Raw genomic sequence first — 25,218 nt, forward strand, 5'->3', positions numbered from 1 at the left:
CAATCAGCATTTTGGTAACCCGTTACCCTAAACTCTCCTTATTCTTGGTTGCTCAACCTCAAGGTTGGCTCTTGCCAGTCCCGATTGGAAATATACTGCTTATGGAAAATGGTTGCTAAACATGTCTCACCTAAACTACAACCACCTTTATTATTTTTGGATGGTCTGCAAGCAGGGCTCAGTCACCAAGGCAGCCGATGCGTTGTTTTTGGCACCGCAGACGGTCACCGGACAGATCCGGGCGCTGGAAGAGCGTTTAAAGGGTAAGCTGACTAAACGTGTTGGTCGTAACATCGAGCCCACCGAGTTGGGCCAGCTGGTTTTCAAGTATGCCGATAAGATGTTCGACCTTAGCTACGAGATGTTGGATATCGTCAACTATACCCAGCGTGAAAACCTACTGCTGGAAGTCGGTGTGGCGGATGCACTGTCAAAACGCCTGGTCAGCAAGGTACTGATGGAAGGCTTGCCGGAAGACGAGCGTATTCACCTGCGTTGCTACGAATCAACCCACGAGATGCTGCTGGAGCAGTTGTCACAGCACAAGCTGGATATGATTTTATCGGACTGCCCGGTGGACTCCACCCAGAGCCCTGGCCTCTACAGTAAGAAGCTAGGGGAATCGACCATGAGCTTTTTCTGTAACGAACCCGACAAGCCACTGAACTTCCCGGCCTGTATCGAAGATTACAAGCTGCTGATCCCTGGCCGTCGCACGGCGATGGGGCGCAAGCTTATCCATTGGTTCGATCAGATGGGGATCACCCCGAATATCCTTGGTGAGTTTGATGATGCGGCCTTGATGAAAGCCTTCGGACTCTACCAGCAGTCGATGTTTGTCGCTCCTTCGATTTACGCTGCCGAGCTGGAAGATACCACTCACAATATCCGTGAAGTGAAGCGGGTGAAAGAGATCAAAGAAGAATACTATGTCATTTTCGCCGAGCGGATGATCATGCACCCGGCCGTAAAACGCATATGTGAGGCAGACTTTAGAAAACTGTTTAAATAAAGTTGCTGATTTTTGTTCGTTTGATTCAATTATCCATGCGGCATGCTAGAAAACCATGTTTAAATTAAGTACATTAGCGTTAACTTAATTGACAGGTGGTAGCAGTATGGAACTACAGCAAATGGAGCAGAACGCCCCTAAAGCCGTAGCTCTGCTAAAAGCAATGGCCAACGAACGACGTCTTTTTATTCTTTGCTACTTGCTGGAAGAGGAGATGTCGGTCGGAATGATGAGTGACAAGCTGAGGCTCAGCCAGTCGGCGTTATCACAGCACTTGGCCTGGTTGCGGCGCGATGGCCTGGTAGAAACAAGGAAAGAAGCTCAGACGGTGTATTATCGCCTTAAGAGCGACGAGGTCAAAGCGATGATCCAGTTATTGCACAAGATGTATTGCGGGACCTAGCAGCGCAGATATTGCTGAAAAGCAGATATAAAAAAACCGGCGAAAGCCGGTTTTTTTATCGAAATCAGAAACTCAGATTAAAGAGCTTTGATTTTAGCAGCTAGACGAGCTTTGTGACGTGCAGCTTTGTTTTTGTGGATCAGGCCTTTAGTAGCCATGCGATCCATAACAGGTTGCATTTCAGCGAAAGCTTGAGTAGCAGCTTCTTTGTTGCCCGCTTCGATAGCAGCAATAACTTTCTTGAAGAAAGTACGCATCATAGAACGACGGCTAGCGTTGTGCTGGCGACGTTTTTCTGAAGTGATCGCACGTTTCTTAGCAGATTTGATGTTAGCCAAGGGTATAACTCCAAAACTTGGTACGGTGACATTTTAAGGCCGAGGACTATGCCTGTTTAGCCGAAGATTGTCAAATGATTTGTGCAAATAACCGCCTAACCAATTGAATTGGCACTTGCGGATTAACACGGTTAATATGGCGGCAGATTTTACCAGCATTTGGCTACGGAAGTCACCTTTTGGGGCCATCTTTATGAGGTTTTTTTTGTGAGCAAGCGTCTATTGCGCTCAGGATTGATTGTCAGCACCATGACATTGGTCTCTCGGGTGCTCGGTTTGGTGCGGGATGTAGTGGTCGCCAACTTGATGGGGGCCGGGGCTGCTGCCGATGTTTTCTTCTTTGCCAATAAGATCCCTAACTTCTTGCGGCGGTTGTTTGCCGAGGGGGCTTTTTCACAGGCATTCGTCCCGGTTCTGACCGAATACCATGCTTCTGGCGAGATGGACCGTACCCGCCAACTGGTTGCCAGAGCGTCAGGGACCTTAGGCGTCATTGTCACGATAGTTACCCTGCTGGGGATATTGGGCTCGGGCGTTGTTACCGCTTTGTTTGGGGCCGGGTGGTTTATCGACTGGCTCAACGACGGGCCCTCGGCACCGAAGTTCGAGTTGGCCAGCCTGCTTTTGAAAATCACCTTCCCGTATTTGTGGTTCATCACCTTCGTTGCCTTGTCGGGAGCGATCCTCAATACCCTGGGTAAGTTTGCGGTGTCCTCTTTTACGCCGGTGTTCCTCAATGTCGCCATCATTGGCTGTGCGTGGTTTGTTTCGCCGAACCTAAGCCAGCCGGAAATCGGCTTGGCACTAGGGGTCTTCCTCGGCGGTCTGATCCAGTTTTTGTTCCAGCTACCATTCCTATATAAAGAAGGTATGCTGGTGAAGCCGAAGTGGGGATGGAACGACCCGGGGGTGGTGAAGATCCGTACCCTGATGATCCCGGCTTTGTTCGGCGTGTCGGTCAGTCAAATCAACCTGTTGTTTGATACCTTCATTGCCAGCTTCCTGGCAACCGGTTCGATTAGCTGGCTGTATTATTCCGACCGTTTGTTGGAGTTTCCCCTTGGCCTGTTTGGTATCGCTATTGCGACAGTGATTTTGCCTGCCCTTTCCCGTAAGCATGTGGATCAAAACCCGGAGCACTTTGCCCATACCATGGACTGGGGGGTACGTATGGTGTTGCTGCTCGGCCTTCCAGCCATGCTTGGTTTGATGGTCTTGGCCAAGCCGATGCTGATGGTATTGTTTATGCGGGGTGAGTTCAGCCCGAATGACGTCCAGCAGGCGTCCATGTCATTGTTGGCTTATGCCTCTGGCCTGCTCAACTTTATGTTGATCAAGGTACTCGCGCCGGGGTATTACGCTCGGCAGGATACCAAGACCCCGGTGAAATTTGGCATTATTGCCATGGTCACCAATATGTTTTTCAATGCCATCTTTGCCTACTTCTATGGCTATATCGGTTTGGCGATGGCAACCGCGCTGTCGGCGCTGGTGAACGCGGCACTGCTATACCGCGGCTTGCACATCTCTGGTGTCTACAAGGTCACTGGCGAGACATTATGGTTTGTTGCCCGTCTTGTGGTTGCGGGTGCGGCAATGGTCGCTGTGTTACTGTGGATACTGCCTGAGATGGCGGTATGGCTGGAGTGGACCTTGTTCAACCGTGTAATTTGGTTGGCTGGGTTGATTGGTGCTGGTGCCGCTGTTTATCTGATGGTGGTTATGGCGATGGGAGTTCGTCCCCGTCATCTGAGAGCGGCCAGCTAAATTGGCCGAATGGCTAGGCGGGTGGTGATAAATCGCCCGCAAAATCGTCTGAATATGATTCAGATTGGTATGATGGGTTCAGAGTAGTATATAATCCGTCAGTTTTTCACTCTGCGAAAATGAACTTGACGCATGGAATTGATCCGAGGAATACATAATATCCAGCCTGAGCACCGTGGTTGTGTGCTGACGATTGGTAATTTTGATGGTGTTCACCTAGGCCACCAGGCAGTGCTACGCAATGTCATGGCCAAGGCGAAAGCACTGGGCTGTCCGGCGACAGTGATGAGCTTTGAACCCCAGCCTCAGGAGCTGTTTGCCGGTGACAAGGCACCAGCGCGACTCACTCGCTTCCGTGACAAATACTTACGCTTGAAAGAGCAAGGTTTGGAGCGTTTCCTGTGTGTGAATTTCAATCGCCACTTTGCCAATTTGTCGGCACAAGATTTTGTCCGCCGCTTGTTGGTTGAGCAATTGGGTGTTAAGTTTCTGGTAGTTGGTGATGATTTTCGCTTCGGCAAAGGCCGCAGCGGGGATTTCGCCATGTTACAAGCTGCCGGTAAAGAATACGGCTTTACCGTTGTGAGTACCCAGAGTTTCTGTGTCTCCGAGCAGCGAGTCAGCAGTACAGCGATCCGTCAGGCACTGGCCGACGATCAACTTGCGCTGGCAGCGTCCATGCTAGGGCGTCCGTTCAGTATCAGCGGTCGTGTCTCCCATGGTCGAAAACTCGGACGGACGATCGGATTTCCGACCGCTAACGTCCCACTTAAACGCCGGGTCTCGCCGGTTTCTGGCGTTTATGCCGTTGAAGTTCACGGTGTAGCGGATACTCCGCTTGCCGGGGTAGCCAATGTTGGCCGCCGACCGACGGTGAATGGTGTGCGCCGCCAATTGGAAGTACACCTATTTGATTTCCAATCTGATCTCTACGGGGCTCAGATTGACGTCGTGCTTCGCCACAAGCTGCGCGACGAGATAAAATTTGAATCATTTGATGCGTTGAAAGCACAAATCGAGCGTGATGCGCAGTCGGCACGGGTGTGGCTGGCTGAGCGTAATAATGTCCAACTTCGCCCAAGTAACGGAATCGAGAATCAATGAGCGACTATAAAGATACCCTGAACCTGCCTGAAACAGGGTTTCCGATGCGAGGCAACCTAGCTCAGCGTGAGCCTGCGATGCTAAAGCGTTGGTACGATGAAGATCTTTACGGTGAAATTCGTAAAGCCAAGAAGGGTAAGAAATCCTTCGTACTACACGATGGCCCTCCATATGCGAACGGTGATATTCACATTGGTCACGCGCTAAACAAGATTCTTAAAGACATTATTATTAAGTCAAAGACTCTGTCAGGCTTTGATGCGCCATACATTCCTGGCTGGGACTGTCACGGTCTTCCTATCGAACTGATGGTAGAGAAGAAAGTGGGCAAGCCGGGCCACAAAGTCACTGCTGCGGAATTCCGCGAGAAGTGCCGCACTTACGCAGCCGGTCAGGTTGAAGGCCAGAAAGAAAGCTTTATGCGCCTAGGCGTACTGGGTGAGTGGGACAAGCCTTACCGCACTATGGATTTTGGCACCGAAGCCAACATCATCCGCTCGCTAGGCAAGATTGCCGATCAGGGTCACCTGCTAAAAGGCTTTAAGCCTGTTCACTGGTGTACAGACTGTGGCTCTGCACTGGCTGAAGCAGAAGTAGAATACAAAGACAAAGTGTCTCCTTCTATCGATGTTCGTTTTAAAGCGGCTGACGAAGCAGCAACTGTAGCTAAGTTCCAGTGTGCTGACGGCCACACCGGCGAAGGCGATATCTCTATCGTGATCTGGACCACAACGCCTTGGACACTTCCTGCCAACCGTGCGGTTGCAGTACGTGATGACTTGGAATACGTGCTTATCCAAGTTGAAGGTGAGAAGAAAGAGCGTCTGATCGTTGCCTCTGAGCTGGCGAAAGATGTTCTGGACCGTGCTGGTATCGAGCATTTCCACAATCTTGGTTTCTGTAAAGGTGCAGACCTGGAACTGGTGCAATTCAACCACCCGTTCTACAGCTTTAATGTGCCTGTGATCCTGGGCGATCACGTAACGACTGAATCTGGTACAGGTTGTGTGCACACAGCTCCGGGCCACGGCCAGGAAGACTTCGCAGTCGGCCAGAAGTACGGCCTTGAAGTTGCTAACCCAGTAGGCAGCAATGGCGTTTACCTGCCTGATACCGAGCTATTTGCCGGTCAGCATGTATTCAAAGCCAACGATGCCGTTGTTGAAACATTGAAAGAGCATGGAGCGCTGCTTCACCACCATGCTTACGAGCACAGCTACCCGCACTGCTGGCGCCACAAGACGCCAATCATCTTCCGTGCAACGCCGCAGTGGTTCATCTCGATGGATCAGGCTGGCCTTCGAGCCAAGGCACTGGAAGAAATCAAAGCGGTAGAGTGGATGCCTGAGTGGGGCCAGAGCCGTATCGAAGGTATGGTTGAAGGCCGCCCAGAGTGGTGTATTTCTCGTCAGCGTACTTGGGGGGTGCCAATTGCCCTGTTTGTTCACAAAGAAACGCAAGATCTTCACCCGAACAGCGCAGAGCTGATCGAGAAGGTGGCGCAGCTTGTTGAGCAAAAAGGTATCCAGGCGTGGTGGGATCTTGATCCTGCAGAAATCATGGGTGAAGAGGATGCAGCCAAGTACGAGAAAGTACTGGATACTCTGGACGTATGGTTCGACTCGGGTGTGACTCACTTCTCTGTGGTTGATAGCCGCGAAGAGTACAACGGCAACAGCGCTGATCTATACCTAGAAGGTTCTGACCAGCACCGTGGTTGGTTCCAGTCTTCACTGATCTCTTCAGTGGCGATGAAGAACGAAGCACCTTACAAGCAAGTCTTGACCCACGGTTTCGTGGTTGATGGCCAGGGCCGTAAGATGTCCAAGTCTGTCGGTAACGTGGTAGCCCCGAAAGATGTGACCAACAAGCTGGGTGCAGACATCCTGCGTCTATGGGTTGCGTCGACTGACTACACTGGTGAAGTGGCAGTGTCTGATGAGATCCTGAAGCGTTCAGCTGATGCTTACCGTCGTATCCGTAACACCTCGCGCTTCTTCCTGGCTAACCTAAGCGGTTTCAACCCTGAAACTGACCTGGTTGCACCAGAAGAGATGGTTGCACTGGATCGCTGGGCTGTTGGCCGTGCGATGGCTGCGCAGGAAGAAATCATCAAAGCTTACGATGAGTACAACCTGCACGCGGTGACTCAGCGTCTGATGCAGTTCTGTTCGGTTGAAATGGGTTCATTCTACCTGGATGTGATCAAAGACCGTCAGTACACCGCGAAGCGTGGTGGTCACGCCCAGCGTAGCTGCCAAACCGCACTATACTACATCGTAGAGGCACTGGTTCGCTGGATGGCGCCTATCATGTCGTTCACTGCTGATGAAATCTGGAACGAAATGCCAGGTCAGCGCGACAAGTTTGTGTTCACCGGTGAGTGGTTCGAAGGTCTGTTTGGTCTAGCGGAAGGCGAAGAGCTGAACAACGAGTTCTGGGCTGAAATCCAGACTGTACGTGGCGCGGTGAACAAGCTGCTAGAAGGTGCACGTAAGGACAAAGTGATCGGTGGTGCCCTGCAGGCTGAAGTAACGCTGCACGCATCTGAAGCGCTGGCAGCCAAGCTGAACAAGCTGGAAGATGAACTGCGCTTTGTTCTGCTAACCTCTAAAGCAGAAGTAGTTGTTGCAGACAGCAAGCCAGAAGGCGCGCAGGATACTGACGTTGAAGGTTTGTTCGTCACTGTAGCAGCCTCTGAAGCGGCGAAGTGTGACCGTTGTTGGCACCACGTTGCCGATGTTGGCACAATCGAAGGTCATGAAGAAGTGTGTGGCCGTTGTGTCAGCAATGTCGAAGGTGAAGGTGAAGAGCGTAAGTTTGCCTAATGAGTAAGTTATCGTCTGAAAACGGACTATCGCTGAAACAATCTGGGATCCGCTGGCTATGGCTAGCGGCTCTGGTGTTCGTTGTTGATATCGGCAGCAAGCTGCTGGTGATGAATACCATGGAATACGGTTGGCCAAACCGTATCGAACTGCTGCCATTCTTTAATTTGCTGTACGTCCATAATACCGGGGCGGCCTTTAGCTTTTTGAGTGATGCGGGTGGTTGGCAGCGTTGGCTGTTTGCGGCGATAGCCCTCGGGGTGTGTGCCATGCTGGTGTACTGGATGCGCAAGCTTCCGGCGAAGCAGAAGCTGGCCAATGTGTCCTATGCCCTGATCATTGGTGGGGCGTTGGGCAACTTGTTTGACCGCCTGTACCATGGTTATGTGGTCGACTTCCTTGATTTTTATGTCGGGAGCTACCATTGGCCGGCCTTCAATATTGCTGATATGGGCATATGCATCGGTGCCGGTTTGATCATCCTCGATGGTTTCTTGTCTGATAAAGACAAGAAGAAGCAAGCCGTTAAGCACTAACCTGGCCAAAGCTTATATCCCTAAGCGCCGTCCGTTGATACGGGCGGCGCTTTGTTGTTAAATGGGCGGGTATAACTAAAGAGAAAGGATCCCTACATGTCGGTCATTACGGAAAGCAGTGAAGTACTCATGCACTTTGCCATCAAACTAGAAGATGGCTCAGTGGCAGATTCAACCCAGGCAATGGGCAAACCGGCAAAATTCAAAATGGGGGATGGCAGCCTGACAGACAATTTTGAGAAATGTCTGCTGGGCTTGGCACAGGGGCAGAAGAGCAGCTTCGACCTTGGGCCGGAAGATGCGTTTGGTTTGCCAAATCCAGATAACATCCACCATGTTGACCGTACCAAATTTGGTACTGATGCCCCGGCCGAGGTCGGCAATATTATCGCTTTTGCCGGGCCTGACGGCAGCGATATTCCTGGCATCATTACAGAAGTTCTCGGTGACTCTGTGACCGTTGACTTCAACCACCCGCTTGCAGGGCAGCGTGTGACTTTCGAAGTTGAAGTCGTTGCCATTGAAAACTAAGAGCAGTTAGCAATGAAAATCTTACTCGCGAACCCTCGGGGTTTCTGTGCCGGCGTTGACCGAGCCATCAGTATTGTTGAGCGTGCGCTGGAAATGTACCAGCCGCCGATTTATGTTCGTCATGAAGTGGTACACAACCGCTTCGTTGTCGAAGGGCTAAAGCAGCGGGGTGCCATTTTTGTCGAAGAGCTGCACGAAGTGCCGGACGACAATATTGTGATTTTCTCGGCCCACGGTGTATCACAAGCGGTACGCACTGAAGCCAAGTCCCGCCAGCTGACAGTATTCGATGCCACTTGCCCGCTGGTGACCAAGGTCCATATGGAAGTCGCCCGTGCCAGCCGCCGCAATATGGAAGTGGTGCTGATTGGCCATGCCGGCCACCCTGAAGTTGAAGGTACTATGGGGCAGTATGCGAGTGAGGCCGGCGGCATGTATCTGGTCGAGAAACCGGAAGATGTGGAGACGCTGAGTGTCAAAGACCCAAGCAACCTGCACTATGTGAGCCAGACAACCCTGTCGGTGGACGAAACGGCGGATGTGATCAACAAACTGCGTGAAGTGTTCCCTGAGATCCAGGGCCCGCGCAAAGACGATATCTGTTATGCGACGCAAAACCGTCAGGATGCGGTGCGTGAAATGTCGACTGATGTTGATGTGATGATTGTAGTTGGCTCGAAGAACTCGTCGAACTCCAACCGCCTGCGCGAGTTGGCCGAAAAGCTGGGCACACCAGGTTACCTGACTGACTGCCCGGAAGATGTCGACCAGGCATGGTTTGAAGGCAAAACGAAAATCGGTATTACCGCAGGGGCATCAGCGCCGGAAGAGCTGGTGAACCAGATCATTACCCGTATCCAGTCGCTGACAGCTGCCAGTGTCGATGAATTGACCGGCCGCGAAGAGAATATGTTCTTCGAAGTACCGCGCGAACTGCAGGTCAAGAACATCTAGTAACAAGCTACCTAAGGTTTGTTCACTGTATTTATCAGCCCCAGCACCTGCTGGGGCTTTTTTTATCTTTCTCAACAGGCTACATTGGGGAGAATAGAGAACATAGAACCAGGGAGATGAAGCGCAATGGTGAGAATTGCGATTGCTGGCGCAGCAGGACGTATGGGCCGTCAGCTACTAAAAGCGACACACTTGTCTGAGCAGGCAGTGTTAGGTGCGGCGACTGAACGTCCCGAGTCAACGTTAATTGGTGCGGATGCCGGAGAGTTAGCGGGCATTGGCCCGGTGTCGGTCATTATTGTCGAGGACTTGGTCAAGGCCGCCGACGATTTTGACGTGCTGATCGACTTCACGGCACCCGTAGCAACACTGGAAAACCTGGCTTTTTGCCAGCAGCACGGCAAGAAAATTGTTATCGGCACCACGGGTTTCACTGATGAAGAGCGTGCCCAAATCGACAAGGTGGCCGAGTCGGTGCCAGTTGTGATGGCGCCAAACTACAGCGTTGGTGTCAACCTGGTGTTCAAACTACTCGAGAAAGCCGCCAAGGTCATGGGCGATTACTGCGATATCGAAGTGATCGAAGCCCACCACCGCCACAAAGTGGATGCCCCGTCTGGCACTGCTATCGGCATGGGGGAAGCTATCGCCGGTGCGATGGGCAACAAGCTGAGCGATGTTGCCGTGTATGCCCGTGAAGGGATCACCGGTGAGCGCAGCCGTGATGAGATCGGTTTTGCGACTATCCGGGCCGGCGACATTGTGGGTGAGCATACCGCCATGTTTGCTGATATCGGTGAGCGGGTTGAAATCACCCACAAGGCAACGGATCGAATGACTTTTGCCAATGGCGCTGTCCGTGCGGCGGCATGGCTAAATAGCAAGCCCGCAGGCTTCTACACCATGCACGACGTCTTAGGGCTCGATGAGCTGTAAGGAATGAAAAAACCGGCCAACTGGCCGGTTTTTTTATATCTACCTACTACGCTGACCAGGCGCGACGGGCTGGAAGAGGCATCACTCTAAAAGCTGGGCTGTATTCTCTGGGGGTATTTTAATGGGAGGTTGATACGACCTGTATGCTTAATGAGTGCATAATCAGCCAGTTTGCTGTTGGCCGTTAGTGATGTTGCCCGCGATGAGTCAAAGTAATGGTGATTCCTTGCTTTTAGTGTGTATTTTGCTGGGTTTGCTGTTGTTTTTTGATGTCTTGCTTGAAAGTGATAGCAAAGTTTGGGTTTTGAAGGGCTGGAATGATAGTTTTTTGTTTTCGTCTTTGGCTGAATTTAGGCAAACGATAAACTGGATCGCGGTCGAAAAAAGCACCATGGAAAGTTGGGGTTTTCTTGGCGTTTTGCCCGTCTTTGCTGGTTTTGGTGTTGGGTAGGCTAAAATTCAAATTTATTTTTCGTGATCTGTTGACAGATTTCGATACCGTCTCTAGAATGCGCGCAATTTGTCAAAATTCGGCTTGACTCGCCTTTTGACTTTGTATGGAATGGGTAATTGCAACTTTATCTGTTTTAACTGCATTTTTATATTTTTGGAGGTTGTCTTGAGCAAATCAGCGCTGTTAGTCCTTGAAGATGGGACAGTGTTCCGCGGCGTGTCCATTGGGGCAGATGGTTCGGCCGTTGGTGAAGTTGTTTTTAATACCTCGATGACGGGGTACCAGGAAATTCTCACCGACCCTTCTTATTCTCAGCAGATTGTTACTCTTACTTATCCTCATATTGGCAATACCGGAACTAATTCCGAAGACGAAGAATCCTCCTCTATCCATGCGCAAGGCCTGGTAATTCGCGACCTCCCTCTTATCGCTTCTAACTTCCGTAATCAGCAGTCCCTTTCTGATTACCTGAAATCCCAGAACATCGTTGGCATCGCCGATATCGATACCCGTAAGCTAACTCGCCTACTGCGCGAGAAAGGCGCACAAAACGGTTGCATCGTAGCGGGCAACAACCTGGACGAAGCGCTAGCACTGGCAGAGGCGAAAGCGTTCCCTGGCCTGAAGGGCATGGATCTGGCTAAAGAGGTGACTACCTCTGAAGCTTACCAGTGGAAACAAGGATCATGGACGCTAGAAGGCGGCCTGCCAGAAGCTAAAGATGACAGCGAACTGCCGTTCCACGTTGTGGCTTACGACTTCGGTGCCAAGCGCAATATCCTGCGTATGCTAGTTGACCGCGGTTGCCGCTTGACTGTCGTTCCTGCCCAGACTTCAGCTGAAGAAGTACTGGCACTGAACCCAGACGGTGTCTTCCTGTCAAATGGCCCTGGCGACCCAGAGCCATGTACTTACGCGATTGAAGCAACAAAAGTGTTCCTTGAAAAAGGCCTACCGATTTTCGGTATCTGCCTTGGCCACCAGATCCTTGCTCTGGCCTCAGGTGCACAAACGGTGAAAATGAAATTTGGTCACCACGGTGCCAACCACCCGGTTAAAGATCTTGACCGTGATGTGGTGATGATCACCTCACAGAACCACGGCTTTGCCGCTGATGAAGCAACGCTGCCTGAAAACCTGCGTGCGACCCACAAGTCACTGTTTGACGGCTCGCTACAGGGTATCCATCGTACTGACAAGCCAGCCTTCAGCTTCCAGGGTCACCCTGAAGCGAGCCCTGGCCCGCACGATGCAGCGCCACTATTTGATCACTTCATCGACCTAATTAAGCAGCACAGCGCCTAAGCCGGAGTAATTAAGCAATGCCAAAACGTACTGATATTCAAAGTGTTCTAATCCTAGGTGCTGGCCCGATCGTTATCGGTCAGGCATGTGAGTTTGACTACTCAGGTGCCCAGGCGTGTAAAGCCCTACGTGAAGAAGGCTACCGAGTTATCCTAGTTAACTCGAACCCAGCAACCATCATGACTGACCCGGAAATGGCCGATGCCACTTACATCGAGCCAATCCACTGGGAAGTGGTGCGCAAGATCATCGAAAAAGAGCGCCCGGATGCGGTACTACCTACCATGGGCGGCCAGACTGCACTGAACTGTGCGCTTGATCTTGAAAAGCACGGCGTACTGGAAGAGTTCGGCGTAGAGATGATCGGTGCGACAGCTGATGCTATCGACAAAGCGGAAGACCGCTCTCGCTTCGATGCGGCAATGAAATCAATCGGCCTTGAGTGTCCGCGTGCTGATACCGCGAAGACCATGGAAGAAGCTTACAAAGTTCTCGATATGGTTGGCTTCCCATGTATCATCCGCCCTTCATTTACTATGGGTGGTACCGGTGGTGGTATCGCTTATAACAAAGAAGAGTTCGAAGAGATCTGTCGCCGTGGTCTGGATCTGTCGCCAACCAACGAGCTGCTTATCGACGAATCTCTGATTGGTTGGAAAGAGTACGAGATGGAAGTGGTTCGTGATAAGAACGACAACTGTATCATCGTATGTGCTATCGAGAACTTCGATGCCATGGGCATCCATACCGGTGACTCAATCACGGTAGCACCAGCACAGACGCTAACGGATAAAGAATACCAGCTGATGCGTAACGCATCGCTAGCGGTACTGCGTGAAATCGGTGTTGAAACCGGTGGTTCAAACGTACAGTTTGGTATCAACCCGAAAGATGGCCGTATGGTTATCATCGAGATGAACCCGCGTGTATCTCGCTCTTCGGCGCTTGCGTCTAAAGCAACAGGTTTCCCTATCGCGAAAGTGGCGGCGAAACTGGCTATCGGCTTTACTCTTGATGAGCTGATGAACGACATCACTGGCGGTGCAACGCCAGCATCGTTCGAACCAACTATCGACTACGTTGTTACCAAAATCCCTCGCTTTAACTTCGAGAAATTCGCTGGTGCAAACGACCGTCTGACAACTCAGATGAAGTCGGTGGGTGAGGTAATGGCTATCGGCCGTAACCAGCAGGAATCTTTGCAAAAAGCACTTCGCGGCCTAGAAGTTGGCGCGAACGGCTTCGATGAGATGGTTGACCTGGACGCACCTGACGCACTGACGACTATCCGTCACGAGCTGAAAGATGCAGGTGCCGAGCGTATCTGGTACATCGCTGACGCATTCCGTGCCGGCCTATCAGTAGACGGCGTGTTTAACCTAACCAACGTTGACCGCTGGTTCCTGGTTCAAATTGAAGAGCTAGTGAAGCTTGAGAATGAAGTGAAAGAAGGCGGCTTTGCTGGCCTGAACGCTGATGTTCTTCGCAAGCTGAAGCGCAAGGGCTTTGCCGATGCGCGTCTAGCCAAGCTACTGGGTGTGGCTGAAACTGAAATCCGCAAACTGCGTGACCAGTTCAATATCCACCCTGTTTACAAGCGTGTAGATACCTGTGCGGCAGAGTTCTCTTCCGACACCGCTTACATGTACTCATCATACGATGAAGAGTGTGAAGCGCAGCCGACAGACAAAGACAAAATCATGGTATTGGGCGGTGGCCCGAACCGTATCGGCCAGGGTATCGAATTCGACTACTGCTGTGTTCACGCCTCACTAGCACTACGCGAAGACGGTTACGAGACCATCATGGTTAACTGTAACCCAGAGACAGTATCGACTGACTACGATACGTCAGACCGCCTGTACTTCGAGCCGGTAACACTGGAAGATGTACTGTCTATTGTTCGTGTTGAGAAGCCAAAAGGCGTTATCGTTCAGTACGGTGGTCAGACGCCACTGAAACTAGCCCGTGCACTGGAAGCTGCTGGCGTGCCAATCATCGGTACTAGCCCTGATGCTATCGACCGCGCGGAAGACCGTGAGCGTTTCCAGGCAGCCGTTGAGCGCCTAGGCTTGCTACAGCCAGAAAACGCAACCGTAACGACCATGGAGCAAGCGGTTGAGAAGTCAAAAGAAATCGGCTTCCCTCTAGTTGTTCGCCCATCTTACGTACTGGGTGGTCGTGCGATGGAAATCGTCTACGACGAAGCTGACCTGCGCCGTTACTTCAACGAAGCGGTTAGCGTGTCTAACGAGTCGCCGGTTCTTCTTGACCGTTTCCTAGACGATGCAACAGAAGTTGATATCGATGCTATCTGCGACGGCGAGCGCGTGGTTATCGGTGGCATCATGGAGCACATCGAGCAAGCCGGTGTTCACTCAGGTGACTCTGCATGTTCACTGCCTGCTTACACCCTAAGCCAGGAAATCCAGGATGTGATGCGCCAGCAAGTTGAGAAGCTAGCCTTCGAACTTGGTGTGCGCGGTCTGATGAACACCCAGTTCGCGGTGAAGGACAACGAAGTTTACCTTATCGAGGTGAACCCACGTGCTGCGCGTACGGTACCGTTTGTATCGAAAGCTACGGGCGCTCCACTTGCGAAAATCGCTGCACGAGTGATGGCTGGTCAGTCTCTAGAGTCGCAAGGCTTTACCAAAGAGATCATCCCACCGTACTACTCAGTAAAAGAAGTGGTACTGCCGTTCAACAAGTTCCCGGGTGTTGACCCACTATTGGGCCCAGAAATGCGCTCGACGGGTGAAGTAATGGGTGTCGGTGATACGTTCGCTGAAGCGTTTGCCAAAGCTGAACTAGGCTGCGGCAAAGAGAAGCAAGCGAAAGGCCGCGCACTGCTGTCTGTTCGTGGTAACGACAAGCAGCGTGTTGTTGACCTAGCTTCCAAGCTGGTTAAGCAAGGCTACGAGTTGGATGCTACCCACGGTACTGCGGTTGTACTAGGTGAAGCGGGTATCAACCCTCGTCTAGTCAACAAGGTACACGAAGGTCGTCCTCACATTCTTGACCGTATCAAGAACAACGAGTACTCGTACATTGTGAACACTGCGGAAGGCCGCCAGGCAATCGAAGACTCGAAAGTTCTTCGTCGCGGCGCGCTAGCTGAGAAGGTGAACTACACCACTACGCTAAACGCAGCATTCGCAACCTGCATGGCTTGGGCTGCTGATGACCGTAACAAGGTGACTTCAGTTCAAGAGCTGCACGCTCGCATTAAAGACGCATAATCACTGTTTTAACGAAAGTAAAATAGTACAAAACGGCCTGCGGGAGCAGGCCGTTTTTTTGTCTGTACAAGTGTTAGTGGGTTTATTGAACAAGCAATTTTCACCATAATGTCATGGTGTTGAATATCTGTGACGCCATTAATAATTTGTGTCAATTACGGATGAAAATCTCCTTGAAACTGCAACTGAAGCGCGTACAATTAGCCGCGTCGCATAAGCGATACTTATTTTTTGGAGACTTAGATGAACGATACCGACCATCCCCCGAGTATGAAGGTGGAAAATCAAACCTGCTAACGGTGTCGGTCTCCTGTGATTCCGAACTGTCCCCAGGTTCGGAATAGTCTGTTCTATTTCATCTTTCGATGACCCTTTTCAAACATACTTTTCCTCGGTTTTCCCAAGCCATTATCTCAATATAGAATCTCGCCAATGTGTGGTGAATGACAGGCTTTTTGCTGTCTGCAGTTCAGCTTTATGTTAAGCGCTTGCAGATAGGGACTGGCACATTCATTTCGTGTTATGGCGTGTTCTGGTGGTCGTTGCCGTGACCTAGCTAATCGGGAGATTCGCCATGACGGTAATGAACTATGCAGCAGATGCTGCACTGGTAAATGAAGAACTAGCTAAGAACGATGTTCTGGCTGCACGCAACGCGTTTTTGAAATATGACATTGATGAGCAGGCCAAACTGTTGGTCAAGATGCCTATTTCAGAAGCGATTGCGATTTTGAGTGAAATGCCATTGCGTCATGTGCAGACCCTGTTGGATCTGCTGGATGAAATGGATGAAGAAGTATGTATGCGCCACTTGGCGAACGGCCTTGGCTTGATCTGCTCGGAAGCAGAGCCTGCCGGCCATTACCTGCAAAACAGCGTATTCAGCCATGTACGCGAACGCATTGGCTGGATTGTCGGTCTGGCATTGCTGGGTATTGTCTCGGGCCTGATCATCTCGCATTACGAAGATACCCTGAGCCAGCTGGTATTGCTGGCGGTATACATGCCAGTGATTGCAGCGGCAGGTGGTAATACCGGTTCTCAGGCCGCAACCCTGGTGGTGCGTGCACTGGCAATGGAAGAGATAAGGTGCCGGGACTGGGCTAAGGTGCTGTGGAAGGAGTTCCGTGTTGCATTGATGATTGCTGGTGTGCTTGCTGCAGTGATCATGGGACGCGTAATGATGTTCAGTGATGGTTCATCCCTACCTATCGGTATGGAGCTGATGGATATAGCTATGGCCATTGGTGTCGCTATCTCATTGCAGGTCGTCCTGTCGACGACGGTAGGTGGCGTGTTGCCGATGATCGCCCGTGCTGCCAAGCTTGACCCAGCGGTATTGGTAAGCCCGGTATTGGCTTCGGTGGTAGATATCACCGGTATGATTATCTACTTTAAGACGGTCAACGCGTTCCTCGGCTTGTCGTAGGTATTAAATAAGAAACAAGTGATATTGAAAAAGCGAGTGGTGATGAGCCACTCGCTTTTTTATTGGTTGCGAAAGAGAGCCATATTGCTTCAGTATGTTTGGTACACCCCCCGGTAAAGGGCACGCTCGAAGGCTTCGATAGGCGGGGCGACCGCAGGTAGGCTCTCATCCCGCTCCGGCGGGAAGTAGTTACTCACCATCTGGACAAACAATAAAGTTTTGCCCGATTGGGTTTTGATCAGGCCCGCCAGGTTATAGGTGCCATAGAGCGACCCACTCTTGGCGTGGATCTGCCCTTGTAACGGTTTATGGCGGATACTCTGGCGGTAGCGCAAAGTGCCGCTTTGACCGCTGACTGGCATAGTTGATAGCAGGTTGAGTGTGTCGTCGTGGTTATAGAGGTAAGTGATCACTTCCATCATCTGGCTTGCTGTCATGCGGTTATTGCGAGAAAGACCCGAGCCATCAGTAATTACCGCCCGTTCCAAATCAATATTGGCCTTGTCTTTGAGGATCGCCTTGATGGCTTTGCTAGCGTTGGCAAAGCAGCCCGGCTGCTTGAAGTATTTAGCGCCAATGGTCTTGGCGATGTTGTCCGCATACAGGTTGTCGGAGTCTTTGACCATAGTATCGAGCAGGTCATGAAGCGGGGCTGAGCGGTGGGTCGCAATCACCTTGCCTTTGGCACTGTCGTCACGTTTGATATCCCCTTCCAGCTTGATACCGAGGCGCTTGAACTCGGCCTTTATCACAGAGCTGATGTAGGCTCCGGTATCCCGCACGGCGAAGTTGAGCGGCAGCGGCTTGTCACGCTTAACCAGACAACCGCTTAGGTGGTAGTGATTGTTGCCCTTGTCTGTCAGCTCAAGATCGCAGTGGCTGGCTTTCTGGCGCTCCTTGGTGGTCACGAGTGCGTCAGTGGTAACTTTTAGTGGTTGGTGGCTTGGGATATTGACCCGGGTTTTATCACCGATATTACGGTTACTGTACAGCGCACCCTGTACGCAGTTGTGCTCGAGGCTCAGGCTGCTCGACGGCGCGCTATAACACACCCCTAAGATATCCCACGGCCAGCCCGGTGCTTGCTCGTAGCCGCTGAACTGGCTGCCGTTGAGTAGCAGATCCCCTTTAATGGTGGAGCCCGTGTGTGCCTTTAGTTTGCCCAGTAGCGAAGCGAGTTGCTTGCGCGATAAAGTAGGGTCGCCACTGAAGCGCAGGACGACATCGTTGTTTTGCTGCTCAAGCTGGGTGGTAAAGCGGTAATCCTTGCCAAGGTAAAGCTGTGCCGCCAGGGCGGTCACCATCTTCTGGGTACTGGCTGGTGGCTGGAACTGTTCTTCCCGCTGTGAATAGAGGATATCCCCGGTCTTGGCATCTGCGATGAGGAGAGCCGTGTCGTGGCCGTAGGGAAGCGCTTTGAAGTCGGGTTTGTAGGCTACAGGCTGAGGTGCTAACACTGGCTCTGCACTGGCTTGGCTTGAAAACGCCCAGTGGGGGAAGAAAGTTAGGCTTGCTGATAACAGCAATAGACGAAATGGCAGACGCATCCTAGGAGCCTTCTTTTATATAGTGAAAATATCCGAACGCCATGATAACCAATATACAGAAGATAAAAAGTCAGAGAACAGAAAGCTTGTCGGAATAGGTAGGAGCCTACGTCCTATCAATAGCACTCAATTATCCTAGATATAAAAAACACCGGCCAGGAGGCCGGTGTTTTGAAAAGGTTTTGCTAGCGCTCTACATCCAATTAGGATTAGAAGTCGTAACGTGCACCTAGAACGAACTCGTCAGAGGTACCCGCACGTGAGCGGTCACCTGCTTGATCTAGGTTGTTGAACTTGTAAGATGCGTATGTACGGAAGTTCTTGTTGAAGTAATGCGTAGCATCAACTGCGATAGAGTCCGCTAGGTCTGCAGCGTTACCTGAAGCATTCTTGTCTTCTAGGTAGTTGTAAGTTGCAGAGAATACAGTGCTTCCGTAAGTGTATGCGGCAGCAAGCTCGTAGCCGCGCGTTTTGCTTGCTAGCTGATCTTCGATAACAGTATCAGTGGCATTACGTGCATCCTGGTAAAGACCAGCTACATAAAAGTCACCAAATGTGTAAGAAACGGCAGCAAACGCTTGTTTACCTGTACGGTTTTTCGCAGTGCCTTGACCGTCTTGCTCACCGTAACCAGCACCAAATGCTAGACCCATGTCCATCGCGTAGATAGCACCGAATGAGTAACCGTCAGCATCGCTACCATCGTCAAATACGTAGTTAGCTTTCACTGTCAGGTTGTCACCTAGAATGTCGAAAGAACCAACGTAAGCCAGGTTGTCACCAGTACGGTCAGCTGCAGCGATCTTGCCGCCCGCTTCGTTACCGTGGTAAGACATGATATCTGTGAAGTCAGTGATCATACCTAGAGAGCCGTCAGTCTTACCGTAGCGAACCTGACCGAAGTCACCGCCGATACCGGCGTTTAGGTGACGGTTGTTTACTTCGTTACCGTCAGTGTATTCGCCTTCCCAGAAACCAAGGGCGTATACAGTGTCAGTGATATCTGTTTTACCTGCAACGTTTAGACGTACGCGTGTTGCGTCGTTTACTTTCGTGTCGCCTGCATCGTTGTCAGCAGTTACAGCACGAGCTTCAAAACGACCGCCTACTGCTAGGCTAGATGTCTCGTCAGAGTATACTTCAGCAGCGTTAACTGAAGAGATAGAAGCTGCTGCAACAGCTAGCGCAATCAGTGTCTTGTTCATTGTCGAATCCTGTTAGGTTTATTATTAATGCATTGTTGTTTAAATGCATGCTGTTCTTTTTACAGGAGTTTTTGTCTTTATCTCAGTGAAAAAAACTGAAAATTAGTGTTTTTTTAGTTGTAAGCAAATGTGTTTTTCTGAATATTGGCTATTGGGACTTGGAGGGCTTGTTTGTGATGGTTTTTATCATTGTTTCAGGTAACTGTTTCTTGTGATGGCTTAGCAATACAAGGTGAAGTGACAATGAGAAATAGGTTGGTTGGGTGAACGCGCTCAGTGGCAAGTGTATAAGTGAAAATAAAAAAACACCGGCCAGAAGGCCGGTGTTTCGAAAGGCTGTGTTATTACTCTATATCCAATTAGGATTAGAAGTCGTAACGTGCACCTAGAACGAACTCGTCAGAAGCGTCTGCTTTACCAACATCTTTAGAGTCTAGGTTGTTGAACTTGTATGACGCGTAAGTGCGGAAGTTCTTGTTGAAGTAGTGAGTTGCATCGATAGCGAATGCATCAACTAGATCATCGTTGTTGTCTTTGTCTTCAAGGTAGTTGTAAGTACCAGTGAATACAGTTTTGCCGTATGTGTATGCAGCAGCAAATTCGTAACCCTGTGCTTTGTCAGCTTGGTAGTTACGAGTGTCTTGGTAAAGACCTGCTACGTAGAAATCGCCAATGGTGTAAGAGATAGCACCGAAAGCTTGCTTACCAGTTGCGTCAGCACCAGACTCTTTAGTGTAGCCGTCTTGTTCGCCGTAACCAGCACCGAACGCTAGACCCATGTCCATTGCGTAGATAGCACCAACAGAGTAGCCGTCTTCACGACCATCTTTGTTTTCATCGCCTTCGAATACGTAGTTAGCTTTAACTGTTAGGTTGTCGCCACCTAGGTCGAAAGAACCCACGTATGCTAGGTTGTTGCCAGTACGGTCAGCAGCAGAGATTTTGCTACCAGCACCGTTACCGTGGAAAGACATGATATCAGTGAAGTCAGTGATCATGCCTAGAGAGCCGTCAGTCTTACCGTAGCGAACCTGACCGAAGTCACCGCCGATACCAGCGTTTAGGTGACGGTTGTTTACTTTATTACCGTCAGTGTATTCGCCTTCCCAGAAACCTAGAGCGTATACAGAGTCAGTGATGTCAGTTTTACCAGCAACGTTGATACGTACACGAGTCGCATCGTTTAGTTTGCTGTCGCCTTCGTCGTTGTCGTTCAGTACTGCACGAGCTTCAAAACGACCGCCTACTGCTAGGCTTGAAGTTTCGTCTGAGTAAACTTCTGCTGCGTTTGCTACAGAAGAGATAGATGCTGCTGCTACTGCTAGAGCAATCAGTTTCTTGTTCATTGTCGAATCCTTTTGGAATTTTTTGTTGTATGCATATCTGTGCTAAATGCATGCTGTTCTTTTTACTGGTCTCTGGCCTGATCTGTTAGTAAAAAAAACTGAAAAATACTGTATTTTCATGGTTCAGGTGGCTTGGTTAATGCCTAAATCGCCTAATATCAGGTGGTTACCTATGATTAAAAAAGTTCGGTGCTAATAGCATCTTTTAGCTATTTTTAGTCTTTTTTTCTTGTGTTTTTAGGTGGGTAAAATTGTTTAAATGCGTGATTTTGTGATCTTAAGCGCATAAATTTTAATCAGCATACGCTAGGCATTAGGATTGTGAATTTTTTATGATTTGCAGTGCTTGAGGTAGCGTTTGTAACCTAAACTATGCCGCTTAATGAACAAGGTGATCTCTTTGGCATCTTTGTTTAGAATGAAGTGTTCCCTATTGTAATCGTCTAGTTCGACCACTTGTCGGGCTGGCTTTGTTTTGCCTTTTATAGCAGTGGCTATATGGGCGTTGAGGTAATTAGAGTTATGGATAAGATCCCAATGACAGTACGCGGCGAGAAGCTGCTACGTGAAGAACTAGAAGTATTAATGAAGCGTCGCCCGATCATTTCACAGGCTATTGGTGAAGCACGTGAACTGGGTGACCTGAAAGAGAATGCTGAATACCACGCAGCCCGTGAAGAACAGGGTATTTGTGAAGCGCAGATCCGCGATATCGAATACAAGCTTTCTGTAGCACAGGTTATCGATGTGACCAAGATGCAGAACACCGGCAAGGTGATCTTCGGTACCACAGTTACTTTGATTGACGTAGACACCGATGAAGAAGTGACTTACCAGATCGTGGGTGACGACGAAGCGGATATCAAAGCAGGCCGTATTTCTGTCAACTCACCGATTGCCCGTGGCCTTATCGGTAAAATGCAGGATGACGAAGTGACAATCACCACACCGGGCGGTGCGCGTGAGTTCGAAATTTCTGAGGTTGCTTACATTTAACGGCAACGAAATTGTTATTAATGTATCAATTAAAGGAAGGATCATGGCAGTCCGTGCCATGATACTGGCATAAAAAAGGCCGCAGCGGCGGCCTTTTTTATTTGCGCGGAAGCTCGATCTTACGCTCTTCGCTCTGGCGGTAAAGAACCAGTGTCTTACCGATAACCTGGACTTTTTCAGCCTTTGTTTCGCGAACAATTGCGTCAACGATCAAAACCTTGGTCTCGCGCTCTTCAGCAGCCACTTTAACCTTGATAAGCTCGTGGTGGTTAAGTGCCAGTTCAATCTCGGCAATCACCGCTTCAGTCAGGCCATTTGCGCCCATTAGGACAACTGGCTTTAGGTTGTGGGCAAGACCTTTAAGGTATTGCTTCTGCTTGGTGCTTAGATTCATGTCGGCTCTATTATTAAATTAGGGTTGAAAACCGCGTATTCTAACGCCATATAGTCTAGAAGACTAATTTGTTTAGTATACGCCATTTGTGGTGTTGCTGAGTATACTTGATAAGTACCCAAACTCATTAGGTAAATCATGAGTAAGAAAAAACATTCGGGCAGCTCTGGCCGATGGCTGAAAGAACATTTTGATGACAAGTATGTTCTAGAAGCGCAAAAAAAGGGCTACCGTTCCCGCGCGATTTTCAAAATCGAAGAAATCCAAAATAAAGACAAGCTCCTGAAACCTGGTATGACGGTGGTTGACTTGGGGGCGGCTCCTGGTGGATGGTCTCAGTATGCAGCCGAGGTTGTTGGTGATGAGGGGCAGGTGATTGCCTGTGACATCCTGCCAATGGACTCGCTGCCTGGTGTGAGTTTCCTGCAGGGGGATTTCCGCGAAGAAGCGGTGTTGGACGCGCTGCTTGAGCGTATCCAGCCAGACATGGTAGATGTTGTGTTATCCGACATGGCACCGAACATGAGTGGCAACTTGGCTTCAGATCAGCCTAGAGCTATGTATCTTGTTGAACTAGCATTAGATATGTGTAGGCAGGTACTTGCGCCTGATGGCAGCTTTGCGGTAAAAGTTTTCCAAGGTGAAGGCTTTGACCAATATCTGGCAGAAGTGCGTAGTATGTTTAAAGTAGTCAAAATCCGTAAGCCAGATTCGTCACGAGATCGCTCTCGTGAGGTATATATTGTAGCTACAGGTTACAAACTGTAGTACCCTAAATTCATCTATTAGTTATCGCGGGGTTAACACCTTGAGTGACATGGCAAAAAACTTGATTTTGTGGTTGGTCATCGCTGTGGTTCTGATGTCTGTTTTTCAGAGCTTCGGTCCTGGTGATAGTGCTGGCCGTCAAGTCGACTATACAACCTTTGTCCGTGAAATCGGTCAGGATCAGATAAGGGAAGTGCGATTCAATGATCGTGAAATTACCGTATTCAAACGTGATAACACGCGATACGTCACTTATCTGCCTGTCGTTAACGACCAAAAGCTGTTAGACGATCTAATTAACGCTAACGTAAAGGTCATGGGTACTCCGCCTGAGGAGCCAAGCCTACTGGCCTCAATCTTTATATCCTGGTTCCCGATGCTATTGCTCATCGGTGTCTGGATCTTCTTCATGCGCCAAATGCAGGGCGGCGGTGGCAAAGGCGCCATGTCGTTCGGTAAATCTAAGGCCCGCATGATGAGCGAAGACCAGATCAAAACAACCTTCGCTGATGTAGCGGGTTGTGATGAAGCCAAAGAAGACGTGAAAGAGCTGGTGGACTACCTGCGTGATCCAAGCCGCTTCCAGAAGCTGGGCGGTAAGATCCCAACGGGTATCCTGATGGTTGGTCCTCCTGGTACGGGTAAAACCCTATTGGCGAAAGCCATTGCCGGTGAAGCGAAAGTACCGTTCTTCACTATTTCTGGTTCTGACTTTGTTGAAATGTTCGTCGGTGTGGGTGCATCCCGTGTCCGTGACATGTTCGAGCAGGCAAAGAAAGCCGCCCCTTGTATCATCTTTATCGATGAGATCGATGCGGTAGGCCGTCAGCGTGGTGCTGGTGTGGGTGGTGGTCACGATGAGCGTGAGCAGACCTTGAACCAGATGCTGGTTGAGATGGATGGTTTCGAGGGTAACGAAGGTATTATCGTTATCGCCGCGACTAACCGTCCTGACGTACTGGACCCTGCGTTATTGCGTCCTGGCCGTTTCGACCGCCAGGTTGTCGTTGGCCTGCCAGACGTTCGTGGCCGTGAGCAAATCCTGAAAGTTCACATGCGCAAAGTACCGCTAGACGGTGATGTGAAACCTGAGCTGATTGCCCGTGGTACACCTGGTTTTTCTGGTGCTGATTTGGCAAACCTTGTTAACGAAGCGGCATTGTTTGCTGCCCGCGGCAACAAGCGTACTGTTTCAATGGTTGAGTTCGAACTGGCCAAAGACAAGATCATGATGGGCGCAGAGCGCAAGTCTATGGTGATGTCTGAGGATCAGAAAGAATCGACTGCATACCACGAAGCAGGCCACGCAATTATCGGCCGCCTGGTACCGGATCACGATCCTGTGTACAAGGTATCGATTATTCCTCGTGGCCGTGCACTGGGTGTAACCATGTACCTGCCTGAGCAGGACCGTGTCAGCCACTCCCGTGAGTTCTTGGAGTCAATGATTTCAAGCCTGTACGGTGGCCGTTTGGCGGAAGAGCTGATCTACGGTGTCGACAAGGTATCGACCGGTGCATCGAACGATATCGAGCGTGCAACAGATATCGCCCGTAAGATGGTAACCCAGTGGGGTTTCTCTGAGAAATTGGGTCCATTGCTTTATGCGGAAGATGAAGGCGAGGTATTCCTTGGCCGTTCAGTTACGCAGAGCAAGCACATGTCTGACGATACGGCGAAGCTTATCGATAACGAAGTTCGCGCTATCATCGACCGCAACTACGAGCGTGCTCGTGAAATCCTTGAGCAAAACATGGATATCATGCATGCAATGAAAGATGCGCTGATGAAGTACGAAACTATCGATGCTGGCCAGATTGATGACTTGATGGAGCGCAAGACAGAGATCCGTGCACCGAAAGGCTGGGGTGACGAGAACGACACCCTGAAAGCGAGCGAAGATGCTCCTGCGCAGCAGAGCGAGCAACAGGAAGCACCTGCTGAACCAAAAGCAGAAACGCAACCTGAACAAGCGCCTGAAGCACAGCCTGTACAGAAAAAAGAAGACGACAAGCCACAAGCTTAATCGTTAGACGCTAATTAAAAACCCCGACCTTGTTCGGGGTTTTTTGCATCTATAACATCAATGGCAAACCACCAAACGCAAGATACCAAGTGCTATA

General features: G+C 50.3%; 21 protein-coding genes. 16 read left to right on the forward strand and 5 right to left on the reverse strand.

All coding sequences use genetic code 11. The features are described from left to right. Positions 1-121 precede the first annotated feature (121 nt). Both nhaR and ACXAGQ_RS09420 read left to right on the forward strand, forming a co-directional pair. Complete coding sequence (nhaR, locus tag ACXAGQ_RS09415; RefSeq protein ID WP_107300364.1) at positions 122-1,012, forward strand: transcriptional activator NhaR; 891 nt, start codon at positions 122-124, stop codon at positions 1,010-1,012. Between the two features lie 106 nt (positions 1,013-1,118). Beyond that, a complete protein-coding gene (locus tag ACXAGQ_RS09420; RefSeq protein WP_475253500.1) occupies positions 1,119-1,415 on the forward strand; it encodes an ArsR/SmtB family transcription factor in 297 nt (98 codons plus the stop codon). A 77-nt stretch (positions 1,416-1,492) separates the two neighbouring features. Here the strand turns inward: ACXAGQ_RS09420 and rpsT are convergent, their stop codons facing one another. Further along, complete coding sequence (gene rpsT, locus ACXAGQ_RS09425) at positions 1,493-1,753, reverse strand: 30S ribosomal protein S20 (RefSeq protein WP_036799376.1); 261 nt, start codon at positions 1,751-1,753, stop codon at positions 1,493-1,495. Positions 1,754-1,960: 207 nt separating this feature from the next. Here rpsT and murJ point away from each other — a divergent pair, with 207 nt between their 5' ends. From murJ to ACXAGQ_RS09480, 11 genes are all read left to right on the forward strand, one after another. Further along, the gene (gene murJ / locus ACXAGQ_RS09430; RefSeq protein ID WP_475253502.1) at positions 1,961-3,520 is read left to right on the forward strand and encodes a murein biosynthesis integral membrane protein MurJ; all 1,560 of its coding nucleotides are present in this window, start codon (positions 1,961-1,963) and stop codon (positions 3,518-3,520) included. A 132-nt stretch (positions 3,521-3,652) separates the two neighbouring features. Then, on the forward strand, positions 3,653-4,624 hold the full coding sequence (gene ribF, locus ACXAGQ_RS09435; protein ID WP_475253504.1) for a bifunctional riboflavin kinase/FAD synthetase: 972 nt from the start codon (positions 3,653-3,655) through the stop codon (positions 4,622-4,624). Beyond that, the gene (gene ileS / locus ACXAGQ_RS09440) at positions 4,621-7,452 is read left to right on the forward strand and encodes an isoleucine--tRNA ligase (protein ID WP_475253506.1); all 2,832 of its coding nucleotides are present in this window, start codon (positions 4,621-4,623) and stop codon (positions 7,450-7,452) included. The genes ribF and ileS overlap by 4 nt, the downstream gene beginning before the upstream one ends. Continuing rightward, positions 7,452-7,988 carry a signal peptidase II gene (gene lspA, locus ACXAGQ_RS09445; RefSeq protein WP_475253508.1) on the forward strand — a complete coding sequence of 179 codons (537 nt, stop codon included), beginning with the start codon at positions 7,452-7,454 and terminating at the stop codon, positions 7,986-7,988. Before ileS ends, lspA begins: the two co-directional genes overlap by 1 nt. Before the next feature lie 96 nt (positions 7,989-8,084). Then, positions 8,085-8,519 (forward strand): FKBP-type peptidyl-prolyl cis-trans isomerase, encoded by a 435-nt coding sequence (gene fkpB, locus ACXAGQ_RS09450; RefSeq protein WP_475253510.1) that lies wholly within the window; start codon positions 8,085-8,087, stop codon positions 8,517-8,519. Between the two features lie 12 nt (positions 8,520-8,531). Then, the gene (gene ispH, locus ACXAGQ_RS09455) at positions 8,532-9,473 is read left to right on the forward strand and encodes a 4-hydroxy-3-methylbut-2-enyl diphosphate reductase (protein WP_475253512.1); all 942 of its coding nucleotides are present in this window, start codon (positions 8,532-8,534) and stop codon (positions 9,471-9,473) included. A gap of 126 nt (positions 9,474-9,599) precedes the next feature. Continuing rightward, positions 9,600-10,409, forward strand: coding sequence for a 4-hydroxy-tetrahydrodipicolinate reductase (gene dapB, locus ACXAGQ_RS09460; protein WP_475253514.1), 810 nt, complete (start codon positions 9,600-9,602; stop codon positions 10,407-10,409). Between the two features lie 202 nt (positions 10,410-10,611). Continuing rightward, positions 10,612-10,860: a hypothetical protein gene (locus ACXAGQ_RS09465; RefSeq protein WP_475253516.1), complete on the forward strand. Its 249-nt coding sequence runs from the start codon at positions 10,612-10,614 to the stop codon at positions 10,858-10,860. Between the two features lie 168 nt (positions 10,861-11,028). Next, a complete protein-coding gene (gene carA / locus ACXAGQ_RS09470) occupies positions 11,029-12,168 on the forward strand; it encodes a glutamine-hydrolyzing carbamoyl-phosphate synthase small subunit (RefSeq protein WP_475253518.1) in 1,140 nt (379 codons plus the stop codon). 17 nt (positions 12,169-12,185) lie between these two features. Next, complete coding sequence (carB, locus tag ACXAGQ_RS09475; RefSeq protein ID WP_475253520.1) at positions 12,186-15,410, forward strand: carbamoyl-phosphate synthase large subunit; 3,225 nt, start codon at positions 12,186-12,188, stop codon at positions 15,408-15,410. Between the two features lie 574 nt (positions 15,411-15,984). Continuing rightward, a complete protein-coding gene (locus ACXAGQ_RS09480; RefSeq protein ID WP_475253522.1) occupies positions 15,985-16,839 on the forward strand; it encodes a magnesium transporter in 855 nt (284 codons plus the stop codon). Positions 16,840-16,928: 89 nt separating this feature from the next. Here the strand turns inward: ACXAGQ_RS09480 and dacB are convergent, their stop codons facing one another. The 3 genes from dacB to ACXAGQ_RS09495 form a co-directional block, all read right to left on the reverse strand. Then, entirely contained in the window at positions 16,929-18,386 is a 1,458-nt protein-coding gene (gene dacB, locus ACXAGQ_RS09485; RefSeq protein ID WP_475253524.1) for a serine-type D-Ala-D-Ala carboxypeptidase, read from the reverse strand. 209 nt (positions 18,387-18,595) lie between these two features. After that, on the reverse strand, positions 18,596-19,591 hold the full coding sequence (locus ACXAGQ_RS09490; RefSeq protein WP_475253526.1) for a porin: 996 nt from the start codon (positions 19,589-19,591) through the stop codon (positions 18,596-18,598). A 365-nt stretch (positions 19,592-19,956) separates the two neighbouring features. Further along, the gene (locus tag ACXAGQ_RS09495) at positions 19,957-20,937 is read right to left on the reverse strand and encodes a porin (protein ID WP_475253528.1); all 981 of its coding nucleotides are present in this window, start codon (positions 20,935-20,937) and stop codon (positions 19,957-19,959) included. A 522-nt stretch (positions 20,938-21,459) separates the two neighbouring features. Here ACXAGQ_RS09495 and greA point away from each other — a divergent pair. After that, a complete protein-coding gene (gene greA, locus ACXAGQ_RS09500) occupies positions 21,460-21,933 on the forward strand; it encodes a transcription elongation factor GreA (protein ID WP_475253530.1) in 474 nt (157 codons plus the stop codon). Positions 21,934-22,030: 97 nt separating this feature from the next. Here greA and yhbY read toward each other — a convergent pair whose 3' ends face one another. Continuing rightward, positions 22,031-22,327 carry a ribosome assembly RNA-binding protein YhbY gene (gene yhbY / locus ACXAGQ_RS09505; protein WP_107300350.1) on the reverse strand — a complete coding sequence of 99 codons (297 nt, stop codon included), beginning with the start codon at positions 22,325-22,327 and terminating at the stop codon, positions 22,031-22,033. Positions 22,328-22,465: 138 nt separating this feature from the next. On the opposite strand from yhbY, the gene rlmE reads away from it, so the two are divergent. Together rlmE and ftsH are read left to right on the forward strand one after the other, a co-directional pair. After that, complete coding sequence (rlmE, locus tag ACXAGQ_RS09510) at positions 22,466-23,095, forward strand: 23S rRNA (uridine(2552)-2'-O)-methyltransferase RlmE (protein WP_475242575.1); 630 nt, start codon at positions 22,466-22,468, stop codon at positions 23,093-23,095. Between the two features lie 49 nt (positions 23,096-23,144). Beyond that, entirely contained in the window at positions 23,145-25,121 is a 1,977-nt protein-coding gene (ftsH, locus tag ACXAGQ_RS09515) for an ATP-dependent zinc metalloprotease FtsH (protein ID WP_475253531.1), read from the forward strand. Positions 25,122-25,218: the final 97 nt, after the last annotated feature.

This window comes from Photobacterium sp. ABD4_091, from assembly GCF_056160145.1.